A 20,723-nucleotide genomic window follows, 5' to 3' on the forward strand; every position below is an offset into this window, starting at 1 on the left:
CGCTCACAAAGCAAATTCCAATGTTTCTGCTTATTCTGTACGCGGTTTCCGGAACTTCTACCTTATTGGCTCCGTTACGATAATTAAAACCGTGCAACCATAAGGATACTGACCAAGGTCGCGTGAGCGCTTGTTATAACCTTGATGTGTCCGTTTTTTCAGGTATCCTATGGCAAGCAATCGTAAGAGTTTTAAACCAATACCTTGTGCTTGCGTGATTTTTTATCTCTAGTGGAGCCAATGAAGATAATGGCTACAGTCAGGCATTCACTCTACCAAAAAACAAAACACAGCCAGAATGATATTTGGAAAAGTCTATTTTTACAGACTTTCGTTAATATCGTTCTGGCTGCGTTATTCATTATCGTAGAATAGTCAGTAAAGCAGAAGTTTCGTGCTATTCCCTTAAATAGTAATTTGTCCTTTCTTGCTTATGAAAAATGTGATATAAATATGGTAGAATAAAGATATAAAATGTGAAAATGAACGAAGCTGAAGACACTATCAGCCTGTGGCAGGCATTCAGATCAATGAAATGGGGGAATGAAAGATGAAGTATTCAGAAAATCCGGATAAGCAGTATCACATTCAGGTTGGAGCAGGAGAGGTTGGACGTTACGTAATCCTTCCGGGAGACCCAAAACGCTGTGCGAAGATTGCAGCTTATTTTGACGATGCCAGGCTGGTGGCAGACAGTCGTGAATATGTAACCTACACAGGCTATTTAGACGGCGTGAAAGTTAGTGTGACTTCCACCGGTATTGGCGGTCCGTCTGCATCCATTGCTATGGAAGAACTGGTGAAGTGCGGTGCAGATACCTTTATCCGTGTGGGTACCTGCGGCGGCGTGCAGCTGGATGTCAAGAGCGGGGATGTGGTTGTGGCAAGCGGTGCCATTCGCATGGAAGGAACCAGCAAGGAATATGCACCGATCGAATTTCCGGCCATTGCGGATCTGGACATCACCAATGCACTGCGGGCTTCCGCCAGAGAATTGGGCCAGACCTGTCATGTTGGTGTGGTGCAGTGCAAGGACGCGTTCTATGGCCAGCATTCGCCGGAAGCCATGCCGGTGAGTTATGAGCTTCTGAACAAATGGGAGGCCTGGAAACGTCTGGGCTGTCTGGCGTCCGAGATGGAGTCTGCGGCACTCTTCATTGTGGCAAGTACGCTTCATGTACGCTGTGGATCTGTGTTTTTAGTGATGGCAAATCAGGAGCGTGAGAAACAGGGTTTGCCGAATCCGGTAGCCCATGATACCGATATGGCAATTCGGGTAGCAATCGAGTCGATCCGGAAACTGATCCTGGAAGATGCAGCACAAGTCTGAAAAAACGAAATCTTATGGAAAGAAAGGAAAAGATGATTATGACGAACACACCAACTGCGCATAATAGTGCAAAAGCCAGCGATTTTGCAAAAACCGTACTGATGCCGGGAGATCCGCTGCGTGCGAAGTACATTGCAGAGACATATCTGGAAAATGCAAGACAGGTAACCGCGGTCCGCAATATGTTCGGATATACCGGAACCTACAAAGGAAAAGAGATTTCCGTTATGGGCGCAGGTATGGGCATGCCATCCATGGGAATCTATTCCTATGAGCTTTTTAACTTCTATGGGGTAGACCAGATTATCCGCATTGGTTCTGCAGGTGCCTTGCAGGATCACATGAAGCTGATGGATGTAGTGATCGGAATGGGTGCCTGTACCGATTCCAATTACGCATATCAGTATGGCCTTCCGGGAACGTTTGCACCAATCGCGGATTACGATTTGTTAAGCCGGGCTGTTGAGACAGCAAAACGCCAGGGAACCGATGTTGTAGTCGGAAACGTGCTTTCCTCCGATATTTTCTACAATGAGATGGGAAATGTCAATGATCTATGGCGTGGCATGGGCGTGCTTGCAGTAGAAATGGAGGCGGCTGCCCTCTACATGAATGCGGCGAAGGCCGGAAAGAAAGCACTTTGCCTGCTGACGATTTCCGATCATCTGTATACAGGCGAACGCCTGAGCGCAGAAAAACGTCAGCTTGGTTTTAACAAGATGATGGAGATTGCACTGGAGCTGGCCTGATCATATCGGCAGTCCAAATAATTCATAATATATAAGGGGGATCCATACAATGGATATAAAAGAAATTTTAAAGCATGTTGACCATACGCTGCTGACTCAGACTGCAACCTGGGCTGAGATTAAACAAATTTGTGATGATGCGGTTGCTTACGGGACTGCTTCTGTCTGTATTCCGCCGTCCTATGTAAAACAGGCAAAAGAATATCTTCAGGATAAGATGGAAGTCTGCACTGTCATCGGTTTTCCGAATGGCTATATGACTACTGCTGTCAAGGAATTTGAAACAAAGGATGCACTGGCCAACGGCGCAGATGAGATCGATATGGTGATCAATATCGGCTGGGTGAAGGACGGCAGGTTCGACTGTATTGAGGAGGAAATCCGTACCCTGAAAAAAGCATGCGGAGCTAAAATTCTGAAAGTGATCATCGAAACCTGTCTTCTCACTGAGGAAGAAAAAATCCGCATGTGCGAGGTGGTGACCAGAGCAGGAGCAGATTACATCAAGACCTCTACCGGATTTTCAAAAGCAGGAGCAACCTTTGATGATATCAGGCTGTTTTCTGAGCATATTGGACCGAATGTGAAGATGAAAGCAGCAGGTGGTATTTCTTCCCTGGATGATGCAGAAAAGTTCCTTGCTCTGGGTGCTGACCGTCTTGGCACCAGCCGTATCATCAAGCTGGTAAAGCAGGAGGAGGCAACCGGCTATTGATTACCGGACCGGCTTCTGGGAAAGCTTAGCGGATGAAGCAATAAAGGAGTTTGAGTTTTATGAAGAAAATGGAAAAGAACCAGATTGAGGCATTGATCGATCAGGCCATCGGCATGATGGATTATTCTTATGCACCGTATTCCCATTTTCATGTGGGCGCAGCGCTGCTTGCCAGAAACGGCAGTGTATACGGCGGCTGCAACATTGAGAATGCAGCCTACACCCCAAGCAACTGCGCAGAACGCACTGCGTTTTTTAAAGCAGTCAGCGAAGGTGTGCTGGAATTTGATGCCATCTGCATAGTTGGCGGCATGAACAAGGAATTAAACAAGTATGCAGCTCCCTGCGGCGTCTGCCGTCAGGTGATGGTGGAGTTTTGTGATCCGGAGGAGTTTCAGATTATTCTGGCAACATCAAAGAAGCAATATGAGATCTTTTCCTTAAAAGAACTGCTGCCGCTGGGCTTTGGACCGGATAATTTAACATAAGGAGCAAAACATGGAGAAATTCAAACGTATATTTGTAGTAGTCATGGATTCCCTTGGAGTGGGAGCCATGCCGGATTCTGCTGATTTCGGTGATATCGGCGTGAACACACTGGGACATATTTCAGAGTCCGTAGATACTTTTACGATCCCGAATCTTCAGAAGCTTGGCATGGCGAACCTGACCCCGCTTAAGCAGGTGGCTCCGGTGGAAAATGCTCTTGGCTACTATGGAAAACTGCGGGAAAAGAGCCTCGGCAAAGATACCATGACCGGACACTGGGAGATGATGGGACTGGAGGTGAAAAAACCATTCCAGACCTTCACAGAGCACGGATTTCCGCCGGAGCTCATTAAAGAACTTGAAAAGCGTACAGGGCATAAAATTATCGGAAACAAAAGCGCCAGCGGTACGGAAATCCTGGATGAACTTGCGGAGGAAGAGATTGCAACCGGGCACATGATCGTGTATACTTCAGCAGATTCTGTGCTTCAGATCTGCGGCAACGAGGAAACCTTTGGCCTCGATGAGCTGTATCGCTGCTGTGAGATTGCCAGAGAATTGACCATGAAGGATGAGTGGAAAGTTGGCCGAGTCATTGCCAGACCGTACGTGGGCAGAAAGAAGGGTGAGTTCAGACGTACCAGCAACCGCCACGACTATGCGTTAAAGCCGTTTGGCCCGACTGCGCTGAATGCATTAAAGGATGCAGGCTTTGATGTCATTTCAATCGGAAAAATCAATGACATTTTTGTAGGCGAGGGCATCACGGAGGCCTATAAGTCGAAGAGCTCTGTGCATGGTATGGAGCAGACCATCGATGTGGCAAAGAGAGATTTTCATGGACTTTGTTTTGTAAATCTGGTAGATTTCGATGCTCTGTGGGGCCATAGGAGAAATCCGTCCGGCTACGCACAGGAGATTGAAAAGTTTGATGTAAATCTTGGTGTACTGTTAGATACCCTGCGGGAGGATGATCTTCTCATCATCACTGCCGACCACGGAAATGATCCGACCTATACCGGGACAGACCACACCCGCGAAAAGGTGCCATTTCTGGCTTATTCAAAAGCACTCAAAGAAAACGGAGAACTTCCGGAGACAGATACCTTTGCCGTGATCGGAGCGACCATTGCAGAGGATTTTGGCGTAAAGATGCCGGATGGAACCATCGGATACTCGATCCTTAACCGGCTGAAATAAAGTTACTGTACATGGTAGGAATTTTCTGAACTGAAAATTCCGTACGATATAGTTCTGGTAGCAGATTTTGCCGATCTGGAATGCGAAGCATCGGCAAAATCCGTTGCTGTTTGCGCAACGCGTGAACAGTAACAAAATAAAAATGATACGGGCTGGATTCCCGGAATTAGGGGTTTCCAACCCGATAGAAATGTAGTATAATCGATTTGATTATACTACATTTTTTGTTTCCAGTCGCGCTTGGTGGTCGGGAACAGGGAAACGTATACAGGAGGAAAAAATGTTAGATTTAAAGTTTGTCCGTGAAAATCCGGACATCGTAAAGAAAAATATCGAGAATAAGTTCCAGTTTGAAAAGCTTCCGCTGGTTGACGAGGTTATCGAGCTGGACGCGAAGAACCGCGCAGCGAAGGCTGAGGCTGATAACCTTCGCGCATCCCGCAACAAGCTGTCCAAGCAGATCGGTCAGTTAATGGGCCAAGGCAAGAAGGACGAGGCAGAAGAGGTTAAGGCTCAGGTAGCAGCAAACGCAGCACGCCTGGCAGAGCTGGAGGCTCAGGAGACCGAGCTGGAGGCAAAGGTATTAAAGATCATGATGACCATTCCGAACATCATCGATCCCAGCGTACCGATCGGTAAAGACGACAGCCAGAACGTAGAGATCGAGAAATTCGGCGATCCGTTTGTACCGGATTTCGAGATTCCGTATCATACCGATATCATGAAGACCTTCGACGGTATTGATCTAGACGCAGCAGGCAAGGTAGCCGGAAACGGCTTTTACTATCTGATGGGTGATATCGCAAGACTGCATTCTGCAGTGATTTCCTATGCACGTGATTTCATGATCAACCGCGGTTTCACCTATTGCATCCCTCCGTTCATGATCCGCAGCAATGTCGTAACCGGCGTTATGTCCTTTGCTGAGATGGACGCCATGATGTACAAGATCGAGGGTGAGGACCTGTACCTGATCGGTACCAGTGAGCATTCCATGATCGGTAAATTCATCGACACCATCACTCCGGAGAATGAACTTCCGAAGACCCTGACCAGCTATTCTCCATGTTTCCGTAAGGAAAAGGGCGCACACGGCATCGAGGAGCGCGGTGTGTACCGTATCCATCAGTTTGAGAAGCAGGAGATGATCGTTGTCTGCAAGCCGGAAGAGTCCAAGATGTGGTATGACAAATTGTGGCAGAATACCGTAGATCTGTTCCGCTCCATGGACATTCCGGTCCGCACTCTGGAGTGCTGCTCCGGTGACCTGGCAGACTTAAAGGTAAAATCCTGCGACGTAGAGGCATGGTCCCCGCGTCAGAAGAAGTACTTTGAGGTAGGTTCCTGCTCCAACTTAGGAGACGCACAGGCACGCCGCTTAAAGATCCGCGTAGACGGACCGGATGGAAAGTACTTTGCTCACACCTTAAACAACACCGTAGTGGCTCCGCCGCGTATGCTGATCGCATTCCTGGAGAACAACCTGCAGGAAGATGGAACTGTCAAGATTCCGAAGGTGCTGCAGCCGTATATGGGCGGTATGGAAGTTATGGTACCGAAGCATAAATAGAAAGAAATATGTTGAAACAGGCCTGTGAATGCCAGAGGCATTTGCAGACTGTAAGACGATGGCAGAAGGCCGCCGCACGTTTCGTATGCGGTGGCTTTCGCTGTATTCAGGTTTGAAATATTGCGAGCGAGAGAGGAACAAAAGAACATGTCACTGGAGAAAGCAAAGGCATATCTGGAAAGCAAGAGCTTTCTGGATCATGTTATCGAACTGAAGGATTCAACGGCAACCGTTAACGAGGCCGCAGAGGCGCTGGGCGTGCAGCCCGCCATGATTGCAAAGACCATGTCCTTTCTGCAGGGAGAGAAAACGGTGCTGATTCTGACAGAGGGAACGGCAAAGGTAGACAACCGGAAATACAAAGATACCTTCCATGTGAAAGCGAAAATGATCCCGTTTGATGAGGTAGAACAGTATGTAGGTCATGCGCCGGGCGGTGTGTGCCCCTTTGGCATCAACGAAGGTGTGGAAGTGTATCTGGATGAAAGTCTGAAGCAGTTTGAAGTGGTTTACCCGGCAGCAGGCAACGACCACAGCGCTGTAAAACTGACGATTCCGGAACTGGAAGAAGTAGCTGGGGCGAAAGGATGGGTAGATGTATGTAAGGAGCCGGAGGAAACTGAGTGCACGAGTATGATTCAGAAACATTGTTATGAATGTGGTACGGAACTCATTGAAAAAGATCTGGAAGGAGAAGGTATCGTTCCCTACTGTCCGCAGTGCCAGCAGTACCGTTTCCCTATGTATAACGTGGCGGTCAGCATGATCGTGACGGATGAAGAGACAGGAAAGATCCTTCTGATCCAGCAGTATGGAAAGCCGACTTATATTCTGGTGGCGGGCTATGTGAACCGGGGCGAAGCAGAGGAAGATGCTGCGGTACGGGAAGTTCGGGAAGAAACCGGGCTTCATGTAACCCACATGAAATTCAACCGCACCCGCTTTTTTGAGCCGTCTAATACGCTGATGTGCAATTTTACTGCCTATGTAGACAATGCGAAAGCACTGCATATCAATCAGGAAATCGACCGCTGCAAGTGGTTTACGCCAGAAGAAGCGAGAGCGAATATCCGGCCGAACAGTCTCGCGGAATGGTTTCTGGATGCGTATCTGGATGAGAAAATAAAGTAAACCGGGCACCAGAGGATGGACAGAGGGAGGAATGAGATGGATCTTACCTATGATAAAAAGAAATGGATTGGAATTGTGCTATTGCTTGTATTTGCGATTTTATCATTTAGCGCAGGAGCAAAATATGCATCAGCCCCGGAACATCATAAAGCGACTATTGCAGCACTGGATGAGAAAAAAGGTACGGTGTTGGAATTGACAGTGGCAGCTACCGCTACATCGGCATTGATCACGCTGATTCCGGGTGATGTGGGAACACCGATTGCAGAAAAGGTTGCGGATTTGAGCGGATATCTGCTTATTGTACTTTGTGCTGTATATCTGGAAAAGTATCTGGTAACGCTGACTGGTTACGCGGCGTTTAAGCTGTTCATTCCGGCAGCGTGCGTGTTGTTTGCTGGAAATCTGATTTTGAAAAACCGCAGTATTGGCCGTTTGGCCAGGAGACTGCTGGCGTTTGGTATCTGTATTTTTCTGGTGGTTCCTGCCAGTGTAAAGTTGTCTGATCTGATCGATAATACCTATCATGCTCAGATTGAGATGACCCTGGAAGAAGCAAAAGGAACGCAGAAGATTCTGGAGAGCGAATCGGGAGAAGGAGCAGAGGTGCAACAGAGAAACAGTGGAGCACAGACTGGCCAGTCTTCTGATCAGTTGGAAAATAAGGGTACGGGCGTAGCTAGTCTCTGGGAAAAAGCCAAAGGCGCTCTTGAAAGCGCAAAAGAAACGGCGACCAGCGTCGTGGAAAATGTGACATTATCTTCCGAAGAACTGCTGCAGAAGATTGAACATTCCTTAAGCCGTTTTGCAGAAGCCATCGCCGTGATGCTTATCACTTCCTGTGTGATTCCGGTTTTGGTACTGCTGGTGTTTTTCTGGCTGATTAAGGTGTTTTTGGATTTAGATATGAGTGGAAGTTCACTAAAAATCCGGAGTTAATCTATGAAATCAATTTCAATTTATGCCATTACAAGAAAACAGAATCTGGCACAGCTTTCCAGAATGGAGCGTCAGCTGTCCAAACGGGAAAAGCCGTTAAAAATGCGGGAATGGGAGTTAGACAGTCTGAAAAATCTGGTGGAGCAGCTGGAAAGCCGGATGCCGGATGTCTGCGAACTGCGCTTTTTCTATTCTTTCCAGATTCCGCGGCTGGGAAAGGAATTTGATCTTCTTCAGATCAAGGAAGACCAGATTGTCAATATTGAGCTGAAAAGCGGAGCAGTGTCGGAGGAGGCTATGCGTCGTCAGCTTCTGCAGAACCGGTATTATCTGTCAGTACTGGGGAAACCGATCCGGTCGTATACGTATATCAGCAGCCAGAACCGTCTGGTCCGCCTGACGAACCATGACCATCTTGCGGATACGGACTGGGAGCAGTTGTGCAGTGAGCTGCAGAATGAAAGCGAAGACTATAGGGGGAATGCGGAAGCACTGTTTCAGGCGGAACTGTTTCTGATCTCCCCGTTGACGGAGCCCTCCCGATTCTTAAAAAAAGAGTATTTTCTGACAGCGCAGCAGCGGGATATTGAACGGCAGATCTTAAAGAAGATCCGTCTGGAAAGAACCGGATATTACTGGTTTCAGGGGCTTCCGGGAACGGGGAAGACTCTGCTTCTTTATGATATGGCCATGAAGCTTTCTGTAAGACAGCAGGTCTGTCTGATCCACTGTGGAGAGGCTGTGGAGCAGTGGAAGGTATTGCATGAGCGGCTGAGGCGGGTAAAGTACCTGGCGGACGCTCAGATTACGTCAGATATTCTTTCAGGCGCAAGTGCTGTTCTTGTAGATGAAGCGCATCTCCTTTCTCAGGAAAAACTGGAATATCTGCTGCGGTACTGCGGGAACCGGCCGGTCATCTTCTCAAGCGATTATGAGAATATGCTATCTCCGGAGGAACTGGACCGGGCAGCAGTACATGCGCTGGAACAAATCTCCGGAATTCAGAGCTTCCGGCTCACAAACAGGATCCGGACAAATGCAGAGATTTCTTCTTTTATCCAGAACATGATGTGTCTTCCAGAACGCAAAAAGGGAAGACATTTTCCGCATGTTACCTTGCTGTATGCCAACGATGACCGGGAGGCAGACGTTCTTTTGAGTGATGCGCAGCATCAGGGCTATCAGGTAATTTTGAATGAAGCGGAACCGGCCATTTGCGCAGGCCGTCTTGCCATGGTACTGGATCAGCGGTATTTTTATGACAGACAGAATTATCTGCGCTCCGATGACCGATCGGTGAGGCGCTTATTTCACCAGTTAAATGGCGCCAAGGAAGAGTTGCTGCTGGTGGTAAAGCAGAATGAGCCGTTTTATGCTGTACTGCTGGATTTGCTGTAAATAATAGGAAGGGAGTAAGGATACCATGACTGGCTACAGAAAAATAGATATGGCTGCCTGGCCGCGCAGGGAACACTATCAATATTATACGGAAAAATTAAAAATCGAATGCAATATGACGGTGCCGATCAATGTGAAAAATCTGCTGGATTTCTGTCATGAGAGCGGTCATAAATTTTATCCGTCTATCATTTATCTGGTAACAAAGGTACTTAACCAGATGGAGAATTTCCGCATGTTTCGAGATGCGGAGGGAAATTTATGTGTGTGGGATCAGGTGGTACCGAATTATACGATTTTTCATGAGGATGATAAAACCTTTTCCGATTGCTGGACGGGCTATTCTGATGATTTTGAAACCTTTTACCGGGAAATCACAGAGGATATGGAAAAGGGACAGGAGAAAAGAGGAATCAAGGTAAAAGCAGGACAGCCAGCCAATTTTTACTGCATTTCCTGCGTGCCCTGGGCTGCATTTACGGCATTTGGCAGCAGGACGGTTAACAGTACAGAACTGATGTATTTTCCGATCATTACCATGGGAAAATATGAAAAATCAGGAGACCGGATTCTGATGCCTGTGAACCTGATGATAGCCCATGCGGTAGCAGACGGCTATCATGCGGGAATGTTTTTTCAGAGACTTCAGGAAGCTGTTGACTGCCTGTCCGTGAGGAATCAGGATCCGGAATAAAAAATGGATTTTTACAGCCGCAAGCCTTTGATATCTTTGATGCGTGACGAAATATAAAACTTACATTTTGGAGGCACAAGGTGAACAGAGATTTGTCAAAAGGACCTGTTGTAAGGTCAATGCTTTTATTTGCCATTCCGATGATACTTGGAGATCTGCTGCAGCAGTGTTACAACATAGCAGATACACTGATTGTCGGGCACTTTCTGGGCGAAAAGGCGCTTGCTGCGGTAGGCTCCTCATTTACACTTATGACATTTATAACATCCATTCTTCTGGGCCTGTGCATGGGAAGCGGTGCGTTGTTTTCTATCCGGTTTGGCCAGCGTGATGAAAATGGACTGAAAGAGGATATCTGTGCCTCGTTTTTCTTTATTGCTGCTGTGACGGTATTACTGAATATGATTGCCTACGTGAGCCTTGACGGGCTTCGATCGTTTCTCAGAGTTCCGGATGAAGTGTGGGGAGACATGAGAGCATACCTGTTTGTGATCTTTATGGGGATTCCGGCTGCTTTTCTGTACAATTATTTCACTTCATATCTCAGGGCAATCGGTAATTCTGTTGTACCACTTGTGTTTCTGGCCCTGTCATCTGTGTTGAATATTATACTTGATCTTTGGTTTGTTATCGGTCTGGAGCTGGGAGTGGCAGGAGCAGCGCAGGCAACTGTGCTTTCACAGTATCTGTCAGGACTTGGTATCATGCTCTATACACTCGTAAATCATAAGCAGGTGCGTGCGATCCGGAAAATCGGTTATCTGAAAAAAGAACGGATCCGTGAAATCCTCTCTTTTTCCATGCTGACATGCATCCAGCAGTCGGTCATGAATCTTGGAATACTTATGGTCCAGGGACTTGTAAACAGCTTTGGAACAGTCATTATGGCTGCATTTGCGGCTGCTGTAAAGATCGACGCTTTTGCATATATGCCTGTCCAGGATTTTGGAAATGCATTTTCTACGTTTATTGCACAGAATTATGGAGCAAAAGAAAAGAAGAGAATACAGCAGGGACTGAAAGAAGCTGTGCGGATATCCGCAATTTTCTGTGTGGTGATATCTGCATTGGTGTATGTCTTTGCAAAGCCGCTTATGATGATATTTATAGATGCCGGAGAAACGGATATCATCATGGAGGGGGTACGCTATCTGCGTATTGAAGGAGCATGCTATATTGGAATCGGATGGCTGTTTCTGCTATATGGTCTGTACCGGGCTTTAGGAAGACCCGGGATGAGTGTAGTGCTTACCGTTTTTTCACTGGGAACCCGAGTGGCTCTGGCATATATATTATCTGCAATACCGGAGATCGGTGTGGTCGGTATCTGGTGGTCAGTTCCGATCGGATGGGCACTGGCAGACCTCGTGGGACTGTTGTATTATAAAATCAGAAAACAAAGCCTGTTTTGTTTTACGGATTAAGCAGGTTGTAACAAGGACATTGGTTTCATAGGAGATCTTAGTAAATGAAGGATTATATATTAGAGGTATGCGTGGACAGCGTGGAATCGGCACTGGCTGCCGAACGGGGTGGTGCAACACGCCTGGAATTGTGCGCTAACCTTGTAATTGGGGGAACGACGCCCGGCTATCCATTATTTGAGCAGGTAAAAAAAGAAACAGGACTGCCGGTCCGGACGCTGATCCGTCCAAGGTTTGGTGACTTTTTATATACGCAATATGAGCATCGGCAGATGCTTCAGGATATTCGCCATTTTGCGCAGGAAGGGGCAGAAGGAGTTGTGATTGGAAGCCTGAATGCAGATGGAACACTGAATACGGAGCAGATGCAGGAGATGATGGAAGCAGCAGGCAGCTGTGCAGTTACCATGCACCGTGCTTTTGATGTGTGTGCAGATCCGTTTGAAGCTTTAAAAAAGTCAGCAGAACTGGGCGTGGATACGATCCTGACATCCGGTCAGGAGGCAGACTGCCTCGCCGGATGCGGGCTCCTTAAAAAGCTTGTGCAGCTTACCGATCAAAGCCGGTCAGACAGCCGCAGAGTGACTATCCTTGCCGGGGCAGGCGTGACGTCTGTGAATATTGCAGAAATCGCGAAAAAAACAGGAGTGCGTGCCTTTCATATGTCCGGAAAAAGGCTGCTGGAGAGCGGTATGCGTTATCGGAATGAGAGTGTACATATGGGACTCGGGAGCCTGAGTGAATTTGAATGCTATCGCACAGATGAGGCAGAAATCCGCCGTGCTGCGGAAATTCTGCGGACTCTCGGTGAGGATGGCAGATGAGGCAGGATTTTGCGAAGCATTTTTACCAACCATGAAAAAGGAGCGTATTGGAATGAACAGACAGGAACTGATGGAGTCAATAAGGGCATATCAGCCTTTTAACGAGCAGGAGGAAATGGACAAGTCCCTGATCCTGAATTGGATCGAGACTCAGGACGATGCATTTTCCCGGGATAATACCGTGGCGCATATGACAGCCTCGGCCTGGGTGGTCAATAAGGATCGGAGCAGGGTTCTGATGGTGTATCACAATATTTATGATTCCTGGTCCTGGCTGGGCGGTCATGCAGACGGTGAGACAGATCTGCTGGCAGTGGCGATCCGGGAGGTGAAGGAAGAGGCCGGAATTTCCTGTGTGCGCCCGGTGTCAGAGAAAATTTTTTCTCTGGAATCTTTGACGGTAGACGGACATGTGAAGCGGGGAAAATATGTATCCAGCCATCTGCATTTGAATGTGACATATCTTCTGGAAGCAGATTCAGAAGAGCAGGTTTTTGTGAAGGAAGATGAGAACAGCGGTGTGGGCTGGTTCTCACCGGAGGAAGCCCTGAAGAAATCCACAGAGCCCTGGTTTGTGGATCGGGTATATGGAAAGCTTGTGGAGAAGATGAAGAAAAATGATTAATTTCTACAAAAAAATCTGCGGTATGCCGGGCGCAGGGTTTCTTCCATGGCGCACCATTTATCCGCAAGGCAGACCAGCCATGCCTCCCGGCACTGCGGCGGGATGGGCGTCAGCGGGAACATATGCCGGGCAATCGTATTTTTCTCCCGCTGATTTAAGGCGTAGTCCCGCGTGGCATTTCGTAAGGCCGTTCCCGGATGGCGGAAGCCATGAAGCCGGTGGGAGGCATCGTTTTCATGCCAGTCATATAAAAAATAATCGTGCAGCAGAGCGCCCTTCACCAGGGAGGCATCATCCATCGGAAACTGCCATTTTTCCATGAGAAAAAGACTGACGTATGCCACATGGACGCTGTGCCGGTAGATGGTTGTAGAGCCATGCTGCATGGCCTCCTTTTCTTCGTAGAATCTTCCCTGCATTGCCAGTTCCCGGATGGTGTCGGCCAGAAGTCTCTGGAGTCTGGAAGATAAGAAAATTTTTGCTTTCATAGGGTGCGGATCACCTCTCAGATTGAGATTTCGTTATGGTTCATATTTTTACAACCCGTATTATAATCAATTTCAGAGAGATGGCAATGGTCAGTTTGTGGTAATTAAAATTTATTTCTTAACAGAGAGCATTTGATATTGCTGCATCCGGTGAAAACGGATATACTAATAAATAAATGCGTTGCGGCAAAAGCGGAGCGGGAACGATCCCTGCGCCGCTTTTTGCGCCGCATATACTGAGAAAATAAGAGAAAGTTGAGGGGAAACAAAACATGCTTTTCATGAATAAAACACTGCTGCGCCTGGCCCGTGGTCTCTGGCTCTGGATCCTGGCTATTGCCGGTGTGAGCTTTCTGACGCTGGTCGGCACTACAGCGCTGGCTGAGATCATTGCCGGATTCCTGGGCAGTCTGTTTGAGCCGCAGGAGGCGCTGTCATCGGCGGGCAGTGCCATCCGTGGGGCACTTGTGGTGGCGCTGTTCACGTTCTGCGCACAGATGGGGAAGGGCCTGCTGGAATACAAGACGGCAGCCGAAGCGAGAACCAGTATGCGCCGTATGATTTTTTCCAGGGTACTGGAGCTGGATGCAGGAGGCATTGAAAAGATCGGACCGGTTTCGGCTATCACTGCTTCGGTGGATGCGGTGGAGCAGATGCAGATGTATTTCAGCACTTATCTGCCGAGCCTGATCTGCAGCATTCTGGCGCCGATTTATCTGTTCTTTCATTTAAAGAACATTTCCATGCCGGTGGCTCTGCTGCTTCTGGCAGTTTCTCTGGTGCTGCTTCCGGTGAATAATCTGTTCCGCTGCCGGATTGAGCAGATCCGAAAGACTTACTGGAAATCCCTGGATGATATGACCGGCTATTACATGGACAGCCTGCGGGGTCTGACCACGCTGAAGCTCTTTAACCGGGATCAGGAGCATTCCCGGATTTTGGGGGAGAAGGCAGATATTTTAAACTACAACATCAACTGTTTTATGAAAGTCAACTTTACGTCCTTCCTGGTAACGGAAGCCATGATTTACGCGGCCATTCTGTTTGCACTGGTAAATTCCGCTGGCCGCATTGCGGATGGCAGCATGACCATTGCTCAGGCTTTGATTGTGCTGATGCTTTCCTACAGCTATTTCTCTGCCGCAAAGGAGCTGATGAACGCTTCCCACAGCGCACTGACAGCGATCGCTGCGGCAGGTAAGGTGGAGGAGATCCTGGATACCGATACCTCCCGTCCGTACGAGCCGTCCCTTCCGGAAGATCCGAAGCATTTTGAGGGAATCCGCATGGATCATGTTTCCTATGGATACGAGGGCCGAAGCAGAGCCTTGCAGGATATTTCCCTGACGGTTCCAAAAGGAACGGTGGCTGCGCTGGTGGGCTTATCCGGCTGCGGAAAATCCACAACGGCATCTCTTCTGATGCGGTTTTGCGACCCGCTATCCGGAAAAATCTATATAGAAGGAAAAGATTACTGCAGCATGAAGCCGGAGGAGCTGCGAAAACACATTGCCATGGTGCCGCAGCAGGTCAATCTGTTTTCCGGTACGATCCGGGAGAACCTGCTGTTAGCGGACCCGGACGCAAAGGATGCTGCGCTTTTAGAGGCACTGGAAGAAGCAGGACTTGGCGCTTTTATCCGTTCCCAGAGTAAGGGGCTGGATTCCGATGTTGGAAATGCCGGAAGCTCTTTATCCGGCGGACAGCGCCAGAAGATGGGCATTGCCCGGGCGCTGCTTTCCAGGGCAGAGTACATGATCTTTGATGAGGCAACATCCAGCGTGGATCCGCAGAGTGAGAAAGAAATCTGGAAAACCATCGGACATCTGGCCGAGAGCCGGACGCTCATCATTATTTCCCATCGCATGTCCTCCGTGCAGAATGCAGACTGCATTTATGTGCTGAGAGATGGCAGGGTGGCCCAGCATGGGACTCATGAAGTCCTGATGGCAGAGGCCGGACTTTACAAAGAACTGGTGGTGCGCCAGCAGGCAATGGAGGTGGCAGAATGAAACGGAAATTCAGTTATTCGATGAAAGAGATGAATTACCGCCTTCTGATGATGGGACGCCCAATCTGGAAATATATTGGCATCTCCACGCTGGCCAGTACCCTTGGAGCCCTGTCACATATGGGACTGATGGGCTTTGGAGCCCTGTGGCTTTTGGCTGCGGCCGGATTTAGTGACGGAGCCGGAATTTATGCGGCCCTGACGGCAGTTTGCGCGGTCCTGATCGCGGTCTGCCGCTATCTGGAGGGTGTGTTTTCCCATCTGGGTGCTTATGGCATTCTGGCAAAGATGCGGGTGCATCTGTTCAATGCCATCGACCGCATCGCTCCGGCGTATCTGATCGGGCGGGAGACCGGTGATGTGATGAACATCGCGGTGTCGGACATTGAGACGCTGGAATACTTTTTTGCCCATACCATCGGGCCGATGTTTACGGTCATTCTGCTTCCGACGACAACGGTAGTGATCGCCTGGTGCGTAAATCCGCTGTATGCCCTGGTGCTGATCCCAATCTACCTGATCATCAGCGTGGTGCTTCCGCTTGTGGCATTAAAGGCCGGCCGGGGGATCGGCATGCGTTATCGGGAACGGCTTGGGGATCTGAAATCCAAGATTCTGGAGAGTGTCTACAGCATCCGGGATATCCAGATTTTCGGTGCCGGACAGCGCCGCATGCAGGTGGTGGAACAAGCGAATTTGAAGGTGAATCAGGCGGCTCTGGGACTGACTCTGCACCGCCAGACCATAGCATCCTTCCCGAACTTTTTCGTGTACCTGGCAAGAATCCTGATCCTGGTGTGCGCCGGCGTGCTGGCATCCCGCGGCATCAATCATCCGGTGGGAACCATTGCCCTGTCTTTTGCGGCAACGGCATCACTGTCCTCTACTTTCAGCCTGACCTTTGTGGTGACGAGCCTGCTGGAGAGCTATGCGGCGGCAGAACGTATCTTTAAAATTGAAGATGCAGAGCCGGAGACCAGGGAACCGGAACATCCGGTTCCCTGCGGTGAGATCGAGACCATTGAGTTCCGGGATGTGACCTTTGCTTATCCGGGCACACAGAAAAATATTCTGGAGCATTTTGATTATGTCATCAAAAAGGGAGACCGGGTAGGAATTGCCGGGGAGTCCGGTGTGGGAAAATCCACGATCCTGCGTCTGCTTCTGCGGTTTTATGCGCCGACAAAAGGGCAGATCCTCATCAATGGTATCCCGATTGAGCAGATCAGCTTTACGGAACTGCATCAGCGTATCGCGTTCCTGGAACAGGATACCTACCTGTTTGACGCGACGATCGCGGAAAATATCGGTGTTGCAAAGCCGGATGCTGCGGTGGAAGAGATCAAAATAGCAGCAAAACGTGCCGGAATCGCAGAGTTTATTGAAACTCTGCCAGATGGCTATGACACCGATATGGGACAGATGAGCGCGCGGCTTTCCGGCGGAGAGCGTCAGCGTATCGGCATTGCGCGGGTGCTTCTCAGAAATCCGGATGTCTGCCTGATGGACGAGCCGTCCAGCGCGCTGGATGCACTGCATGAGAAGGAACTGCTGCATACTCTGGAGACAGAGTACGCGGGAAAGACGCTGTTGTTGATTTCTCACCGTGCAAGCACGCTGACAGGATGTGAGCGGATCCTGAATGCAGAGAAATTCCGGCATTAGTTCTGCTTTTATAATCCATCGGTTGAGTTGTAAAATATGAAAAATATGGTATACACTTGTATATACAAATCAAAATTGGGAGAAATTCTGCTGGCTGCGGATGAAATCGGACTTACCGGCTTATGGTTTAGCGGGCAGAAGTATTTTGCCAGTACACTTCCGGACGAACATATTTCCCGGGAAACACCGGTTCTGTCAGAAGCAAAAGAATGGCTGGATGTATATTTTTCTGGAAAAGAGCCGGCCTTTACCCCGCCCCTTCATCCTGCCGGTTCAGCTTTCCAGCAGTCAGTATGGCAGATTTTATTGCAGATTCCATACGGGCAGACCACAACCTACGGGGAGATTGCCAGACAGCTGGCTGCCGTGAAAAGGACTCCCGGTATGTCTGCGCAGGCGGCAGGCGGTGCAGTGGGGCATAATGCGATTTCCATTATCATTCCCTGTCACCGGGTGGTCGGAAGTAACGGAAGCCTGACGGGATATGCAGGAGGCATAGAGAAAAAAGTAGCACTGCTTAAGCTGGAACATACTGATATGAGCCACTTTTTCATTCCCAAGAAGGGAACAGCGCTGTAAGTTTGGAGGGACCGGGCAGAGTTGAAATCTGCCCGGTCCCTCTTTGGGTGTGCGCCCGGAGGCGCATCTTGTTAGCTGGTTACTTCCTGCAGCACCAGTCTCGGCTCAGCCATCAGCGAATAATTCGTATGATAGATGACGAATCCCGGAGCACCTCCGGCCGCCTTTTTTACATGCTTTCTCTGAATATAGTCGATCTCGACCTTATCATTGTCCCGGCCTTTGGAGTACCAGGCAGCCAGGGCAGCGGCTTCCTCGAAGGTACGGTCCGGAAGCTCTTTGCCCTCGGTCCGGACTACTACATGGGAACCCGGAATTCCTTTGGCATGGAACCACCAGTCATTGCCGTTGGCAATTTTGAAGGTCACTTCCTCGTTCTGGTAGTTGTTCTTTCCAACGTAAATATCGAATCCGTCTGTGGAGCGGTAGTGATACGGACGGCTGGTGATCTTCGGCTTTTTGGCGCCGTAGGGACGTTTCTTCACAAAGCCGAATTCCATCAGCTCTTCCTTGATCTGTACCAGATCATCCTCCTTCAGTGCGATATCCAGGGCGGTGCTGATGGATTCTAAGTGGTCGATTTCCTGCTTTGTCTCTAACGTCAGGTCACTCAGGGCCTCGAAGGTACGTTTCAGCTTATTATATTTCGCAAAGAATTTCTGGGAGTTTTCCTGTGCGGAAAGCTGTGGATCCAGCGGGATCCTTACCTCTTCATTGGTATAGTAATTCAGGCATTTCAGCTCTTTTTCCCCGCCCTTTAACTCATAACCGTAGGTATTTAACAGCTCGCCGTATACCTTATATTTGTCACGCTTTTCGGTATCCTTTAACTGCTTTTCCTGCAGGTCGTATTTTTTATAGTTCCGCTCCAGGGCAGTCTGGACAATCTTTCTTAAGTCTACGGATTTCTGGCGGATGCGGGTCACAGCGCTCTTCTCGGAGTAGTAGGAGTCTAATAGGCGGCTGATGGAGTCAAAGGACTTGGCCTGATACTCCGCAGAATTATAGCAGGTCAGTGGGACGGAAGCAAACTCCACCGGTTCCTCACCGCGGTAGATGATGTTCGGCGTAAACCTGCCGTTTTTGACATCCTCCATCAGCAGATCAAACATGTGGTATAAATGAGTCAGCTCTGCCGGAGAAAGCTCGTTGGCGGAACGGTCCCCGTCAATGGAGGCGAGATGGCAGATTTCCGTGCCAATGATGGGACTGATTCCGGTAAGCTTCTGATACAGGGCCTTCTGAACCGGAGCCGGGGTGCTGCCGATGACATTTGCAAAGGTCTCCTCGGAAATGGTGAGTGGGTCTTCTTTATCGGTGGTGTGCGGGATGAAATACATCCGGCCCGGCAGGACCTCGCGCACGGAGCTGACCTGGGCAGAGACATGCTTGATGCTGTCTAAGATGGTGCCGTCTTCCTTACAGAAGATGATGTTGCTGTGCTTGCCCATCAGCTCTATGATGAGGCGCTTCTTTCTCAGATCTCCCAGCTCATCGAGGTGCTCAATCTCAAACTCGATGATACGCTCAAGTCCCGGCTGGGATACTTTGACGATGCGTCCGGTTCCGATATGCTTTCTCAGCAGCATACAGAAGTTCGGTGCGGTCAGCGGACTTGGCTTGTTGGTCTCAGTGAAGTATACCAGGGGCAGGCTTGCGCTGGCCGATACCGAGAGACGCAGGGTTTCTTTATTATTTTTTACCGTGAACATCAGCTCATCCTTCTCCGGCTGGGCAATCTTGTTGATCTTGCCGCCCTCTAACTTCTGCCGGATATCATGGACCAGATTCGCGATTACAATTCCGTCAAATGCCATGTTACAATACAGCTCCTTTATATGAAGTGGATATTACGATTCTTCCAATTATACAGGATTCCATGAAAATTTACAAGAACGCAAAACCGATTGCCACGAAGCCGTTGACTTGTTTTTCCATTTGAATTATAATACTTTTATCTATGGCAAAGGAGTAGAGGACATCATGATAAAGAGCATGACTGGATTTGGCCGGTGCGAGATTGTCACTGCGGAATGCAAGATTTCCGTAGAAATGAAGGCAGTCAACCATCGCTATCTCGATTTAAGCATCAAGCTGCCAAAGAAGTTCAACTACTTTGAGGCAGGCATCCGCAATCTGTTAAAAACTTATATTCAGCGTGGAAAGGTCGATGTATTCATCAACTACGAAGACTACACAGAAGAGAAGATGTGCTTAAAGTATAACAGCTCCCTTGCTGCAGAGTATATGAGCTGCTTCAGACAGATGGAGGAACAGTTCGGCATCAAAAACGACGTTACCGTATCAGGACTGGCCCGCATGCCGGAGGTCCTGACCATGGACCAGGTCCCGGAGGATGAAGACCGGATCTGGCAGCAGCTTTCAGGAGCCGTCGAGGAGGCCGCAAAGAAATTTGTGGATTCCCGCGTTCAGGAGGGCGAAAAATTAAAGGAAGATCTGCTTGGCAAGCTGGATTACATGAGCAGTCTGGTGGCTTTTATCGAGGAACGCTCCCCGGTCATCCTGACCGAATACCGCCAGAAACTGGAGGATAAGGTCAGAGAGCTTCTGGGCAGCACCCCGCTTGATGAGGGGCGCATTGCTACCGAGGTTACCATCTATGCCGACAAGATTTGTGTAGATGAGGAGATGGTGCGTCTCCACAGTCATATTGATGCTACCAGAAAAGAGCTGGAAGCAGGCGGCAGCGTAGGCCGCAAGCTGGACTTTATCGCACAGGAGATGAACCGTGAGGCCAATACCACACTGTCCAAATCCACCGATCTGGAGATTTGTGATAAGGCCATTGCATTAAAGACTGAGATCGAAAAAGTCAGAGAGCAGATTCAGAATATTGAATAATCGTGACTGTGAAGATACTGAACAGTTACG

Annotated in this window: 19 protein-coding genes and 1 pseudogene; 18 read left to right on the forward strand and 2 right to left on the reverse strand. The window is 49.0% G+C overall.

Features of this window, described 5'->3' with window-relative positions:
- Positions 1-550: 550 nt before the first annotated feature.
- The 14 genes and pseudogenes from udp to ACMP1L_RS09260 all read left to right on the forward strand — a co-directional run bounded on the left by udp (position 551) and on the right by ACMP1L_RS09260 (position 13,088).
- A complete protein-coding gene (udp, locus tag ACMP1L_RS09200; RefSeq protein WP_418452783.1) occupies positions 551-1,330 on the forward strand; it encodes a uridine phosphorylase in 780 nt (259 codons plus the stop codon).
- Positions 1,331-1,368: 38 nt separating this feature from the next.
- Complete coding sequence (deoD, locus tag ACMP1L_RS09205) at positions 1,369-2,079, forward strand: purine-nucleoside phosphorylase (RefSeq protein ID WP_373245410.1); 711 nt, start codon at positions 1,369-1,371, stop codon at positions 2,077-2,079.
- A 49-nt stretch (positions 2,080-2,128) separates the two neighbouring features.
- Positions 2,129-2,794, forward strand: a complete 666-nt coding sequence (gene deoC / locus ACMP1L_RS09210) for a deoxyribose-phosphate aldolase (protein ID WP_418452784.1) — start codon at positions 2,129-2,131, stop codon at positions 2,792-2,794.
- A 68-nt stretch (positions 2,795-2,862) separates the two neighbouring features.
- On the forward strand, positions 2,863-3,282 hold the full coding sequence (locus ACMP1L_RS09215; protein ID WP_418452828.1) for a cytidine deaminase: 420 nt from the start codon (positions 2,863-2,865) through the stop codon (positions 3,280-3,282).
- Between the two features lie 10 nt (positions 3,283-3,292).
- On the forward strand, positions 3,293-4,483 hold the full coding sequence (locus tag ACMP1L_RS09220) for a phosphopentomutase (protein WP_418452785.1): 1,191 nt from the start codon (positions 3,293-3,295) through the stop codon (positions 4,481-4,483).
- Between the two features lie 280 nt (positions 4,484-4,763).
- Entirely contained in the window at positions 4,764-6,053 is a 1,290-nt protein-coding gene (gene serS, locus ACMP1L_RS09225) for a serine--tRNA ligase (RefSeq protein ID WP_118732299.1), read from the forward strand.
- A gap of 147 nt (positions 6,054-6,200) precedes the next feature.
- Positions 6,201-6,662, forward strand: a pseudogene (locus tag ACMP1L_RS14070) (YbaK/EbsC family protein); the annotation flags it as partial.
- 132 nt (positions 6,663-6,794) lie between these two features.
- Positions 6,795-7,184 (forward strand): NAD(+) diphosphatase, encoded by a 390-nt coding sequence (locus ACMP1L_RS14075; protein ID WP_475544535.1) that lies wholly within the window; start codon positions 6,795-6,797, stop codon positions 7,182-7,184.
- A 36-nt stretch (positions 7,185-7,220) separates the two neighbouring features.
- Positions 7,221-8,123, forward strand: a complete 903-nt coding sequence (locus ACMP1L_RS09235; RefSeq protein ID WP_118732298.1) for a hypothetical protein — start codon at positions 7,221-7,223, stop codon at positions 8,121-8,123.
- Positions 8,124-8,126: 3 nt separating this feature from the next.
- Positions 8,127-9,521, forward strand: coding sequence for an ATP-binding protein (locus ACMP1L_RS09240; RefSeq protein ID WP_418452789.1), 1,395 nt, complete (start codon positions 8,127-8,129; stop codon positions 9,519-9,521).
- Between the two features lie 25 nt (positions 9,522-9,546).
- Positions 9,547-10,215 carry a CatA-like O-acetyltransferase gene (locus tag ACMP1L_RS09245; RefSeq protein ID WP_418452791.1) on the forward strand — a complete coding sequence of 223 codons (669 nt, stop codon included), beginning with the start codon at positions 9,547-9,549 and terminating at the stop codon, positions 10,213-10,215.
- Positions 10,216-10,295: 80 nt separating this feature from the next.
- Positions 10,296-11,639 carry an MATE family efflux transporter gene (locus ACMP1L_RS09250; RefSeq protein ID WP_418452792.1) on the forward strand — a complete coding sequence of 448 codons (1,344 nt, stop codon included), beginning with the start codon at positions 10,296-10,298 and terminating at the stop codon, positions 11,637-11,639.
- Between the two features lie 44 nt (positions 11,640-11,683).
- Complete coding sequence (locus tag ACMP1L_RS09255; RefSeq protein WP_418452794.1) at positions 11,684-12,463, forward strand: copper homeostasis protein CutC; 780 nt, start codon at positions 11,684-11,686, stop codon at positions 12,461-12,463.
- A gap of 52 nt (positions 12,464-12,515) precedes the next feature.
- Positions 12,516-13,088, forward strand: a complete 573-nt coding sequence (locus tag ACMP1L_RS09260) for an NUDIX hydrolase (RefSeq protein WP_418452795.1) — start codon at positions 12,516-12,518, stop codon at positions 13,086-13,088.
- Here ACMP1L_RS09260 and ACMP1L_RS09265 read toward each other — a convergent pair.
- On the reverse strand, positions 13,085-13,576 hold the full coding sequence (locus ACMP1L_RS09265; RefSeq protein WP_418452797.1) for an HD domain-containing protein: 492 nt from the start codon (positions 13,574-13,576) through the stop codon (positions 13,085-13,087). The genes ACMP1L_RS09260 and ACMP1L_RS09265 overlap by 4 nt on opposite strands.
- 272 nt (positions 13,577-13,848) lie before the next feature.
- Between ACMP1L_RS09265 and ACMP1L_RS09270 the strand changes: the two genes are divergently transcribed.
- The 3 genes from ACMP1L_RS09270 to ACMP1L_RS09280 are packed head-to-tail and all read left to right on the forward strand — an operon-like array spanning position 13,849 to position 17,831.
- Positions 13,849-15,588, forward strand: coding sequence for an ABC transporter ATP-binding protein/permease (locus tag ACMP1L_RS09270; RefSeq protein WP_418452798.1), 1,740 nt, complete (start codon positions 13,849-13,851; stop codon positions 15,586-15,588).
- Positions 15,585-17,252 (forward strand): thiol reductant ABC exporter subunit CydC, encoded by a 1,668-nt coding sequence (gene cydC, locus ACMP1L_RS09275; RefSeq protein ID WP_418452800.1) that lies wholly within the window; start codon positions 15,585-15,587, stop codon positions 17,250-17,252. Before ACMP1L_RS09270 ends, cydC begins: the two co-directional genes overlap by 4 nt.
- A gap of 45 nt (positions 17,253-17,297) precedes the next feature.
- Positions 17,298-17,831, forward strand: a complete 534-nt coding sequence (locus tag ACMP1L_RS09280) for a methylated-DNA--[protein]-cysteine S-methyltransferase (RefSeq protein ID WP_418452830.1) — start codon at positions 17,298-17,300, stop codon at positions 17,829-17,831.
- A 71-nt stretch (positions 17,832-17,902) separates the two neighbouring features.
- On the opposite strand, the gene ACMP1L_RS09285 is transcribed toward ACMP1L_RS09280, so the two are convergent.
- A complete protein-coding gene (locus tag ACMP1L_RS09285; RefSeq protein ID WP_418452801.1) occupies positions 17,903-19,648 on the reverse strand; it encodes an Rqc2 family fibronectin-binding protein in 1,746 nt (581 codons plus the stop codon).
- Between the two features lie 166 nt (positions 19,649-19,814).
- Between ACMP1L_RS09285 and ACMP1L_RS09290 the strand changes: the two genes are divergently transcribed.
- Positions 19,815-20,693, forward strand: a complete 879-nt coding sequence (locus tag ACMP1L_RS09290) for a YicC/YloC family endoribonuclease (RefSeq protein WP_418452803.1) — start codon at positions 19,815-19,817, stop codon at positions 20,691-20,693.
- The last annotated feature ends 30 nt before the right edge of the window (positions 20,694-20,723 follow it).

The organism is Ventrimonas sp., assembly GCF_048380235.1.
Classification (GTDB): Bacteria; Bacillota; Clostridia; order Lachnospirales; family Lachnospiraceae; genus Brotaphodocola.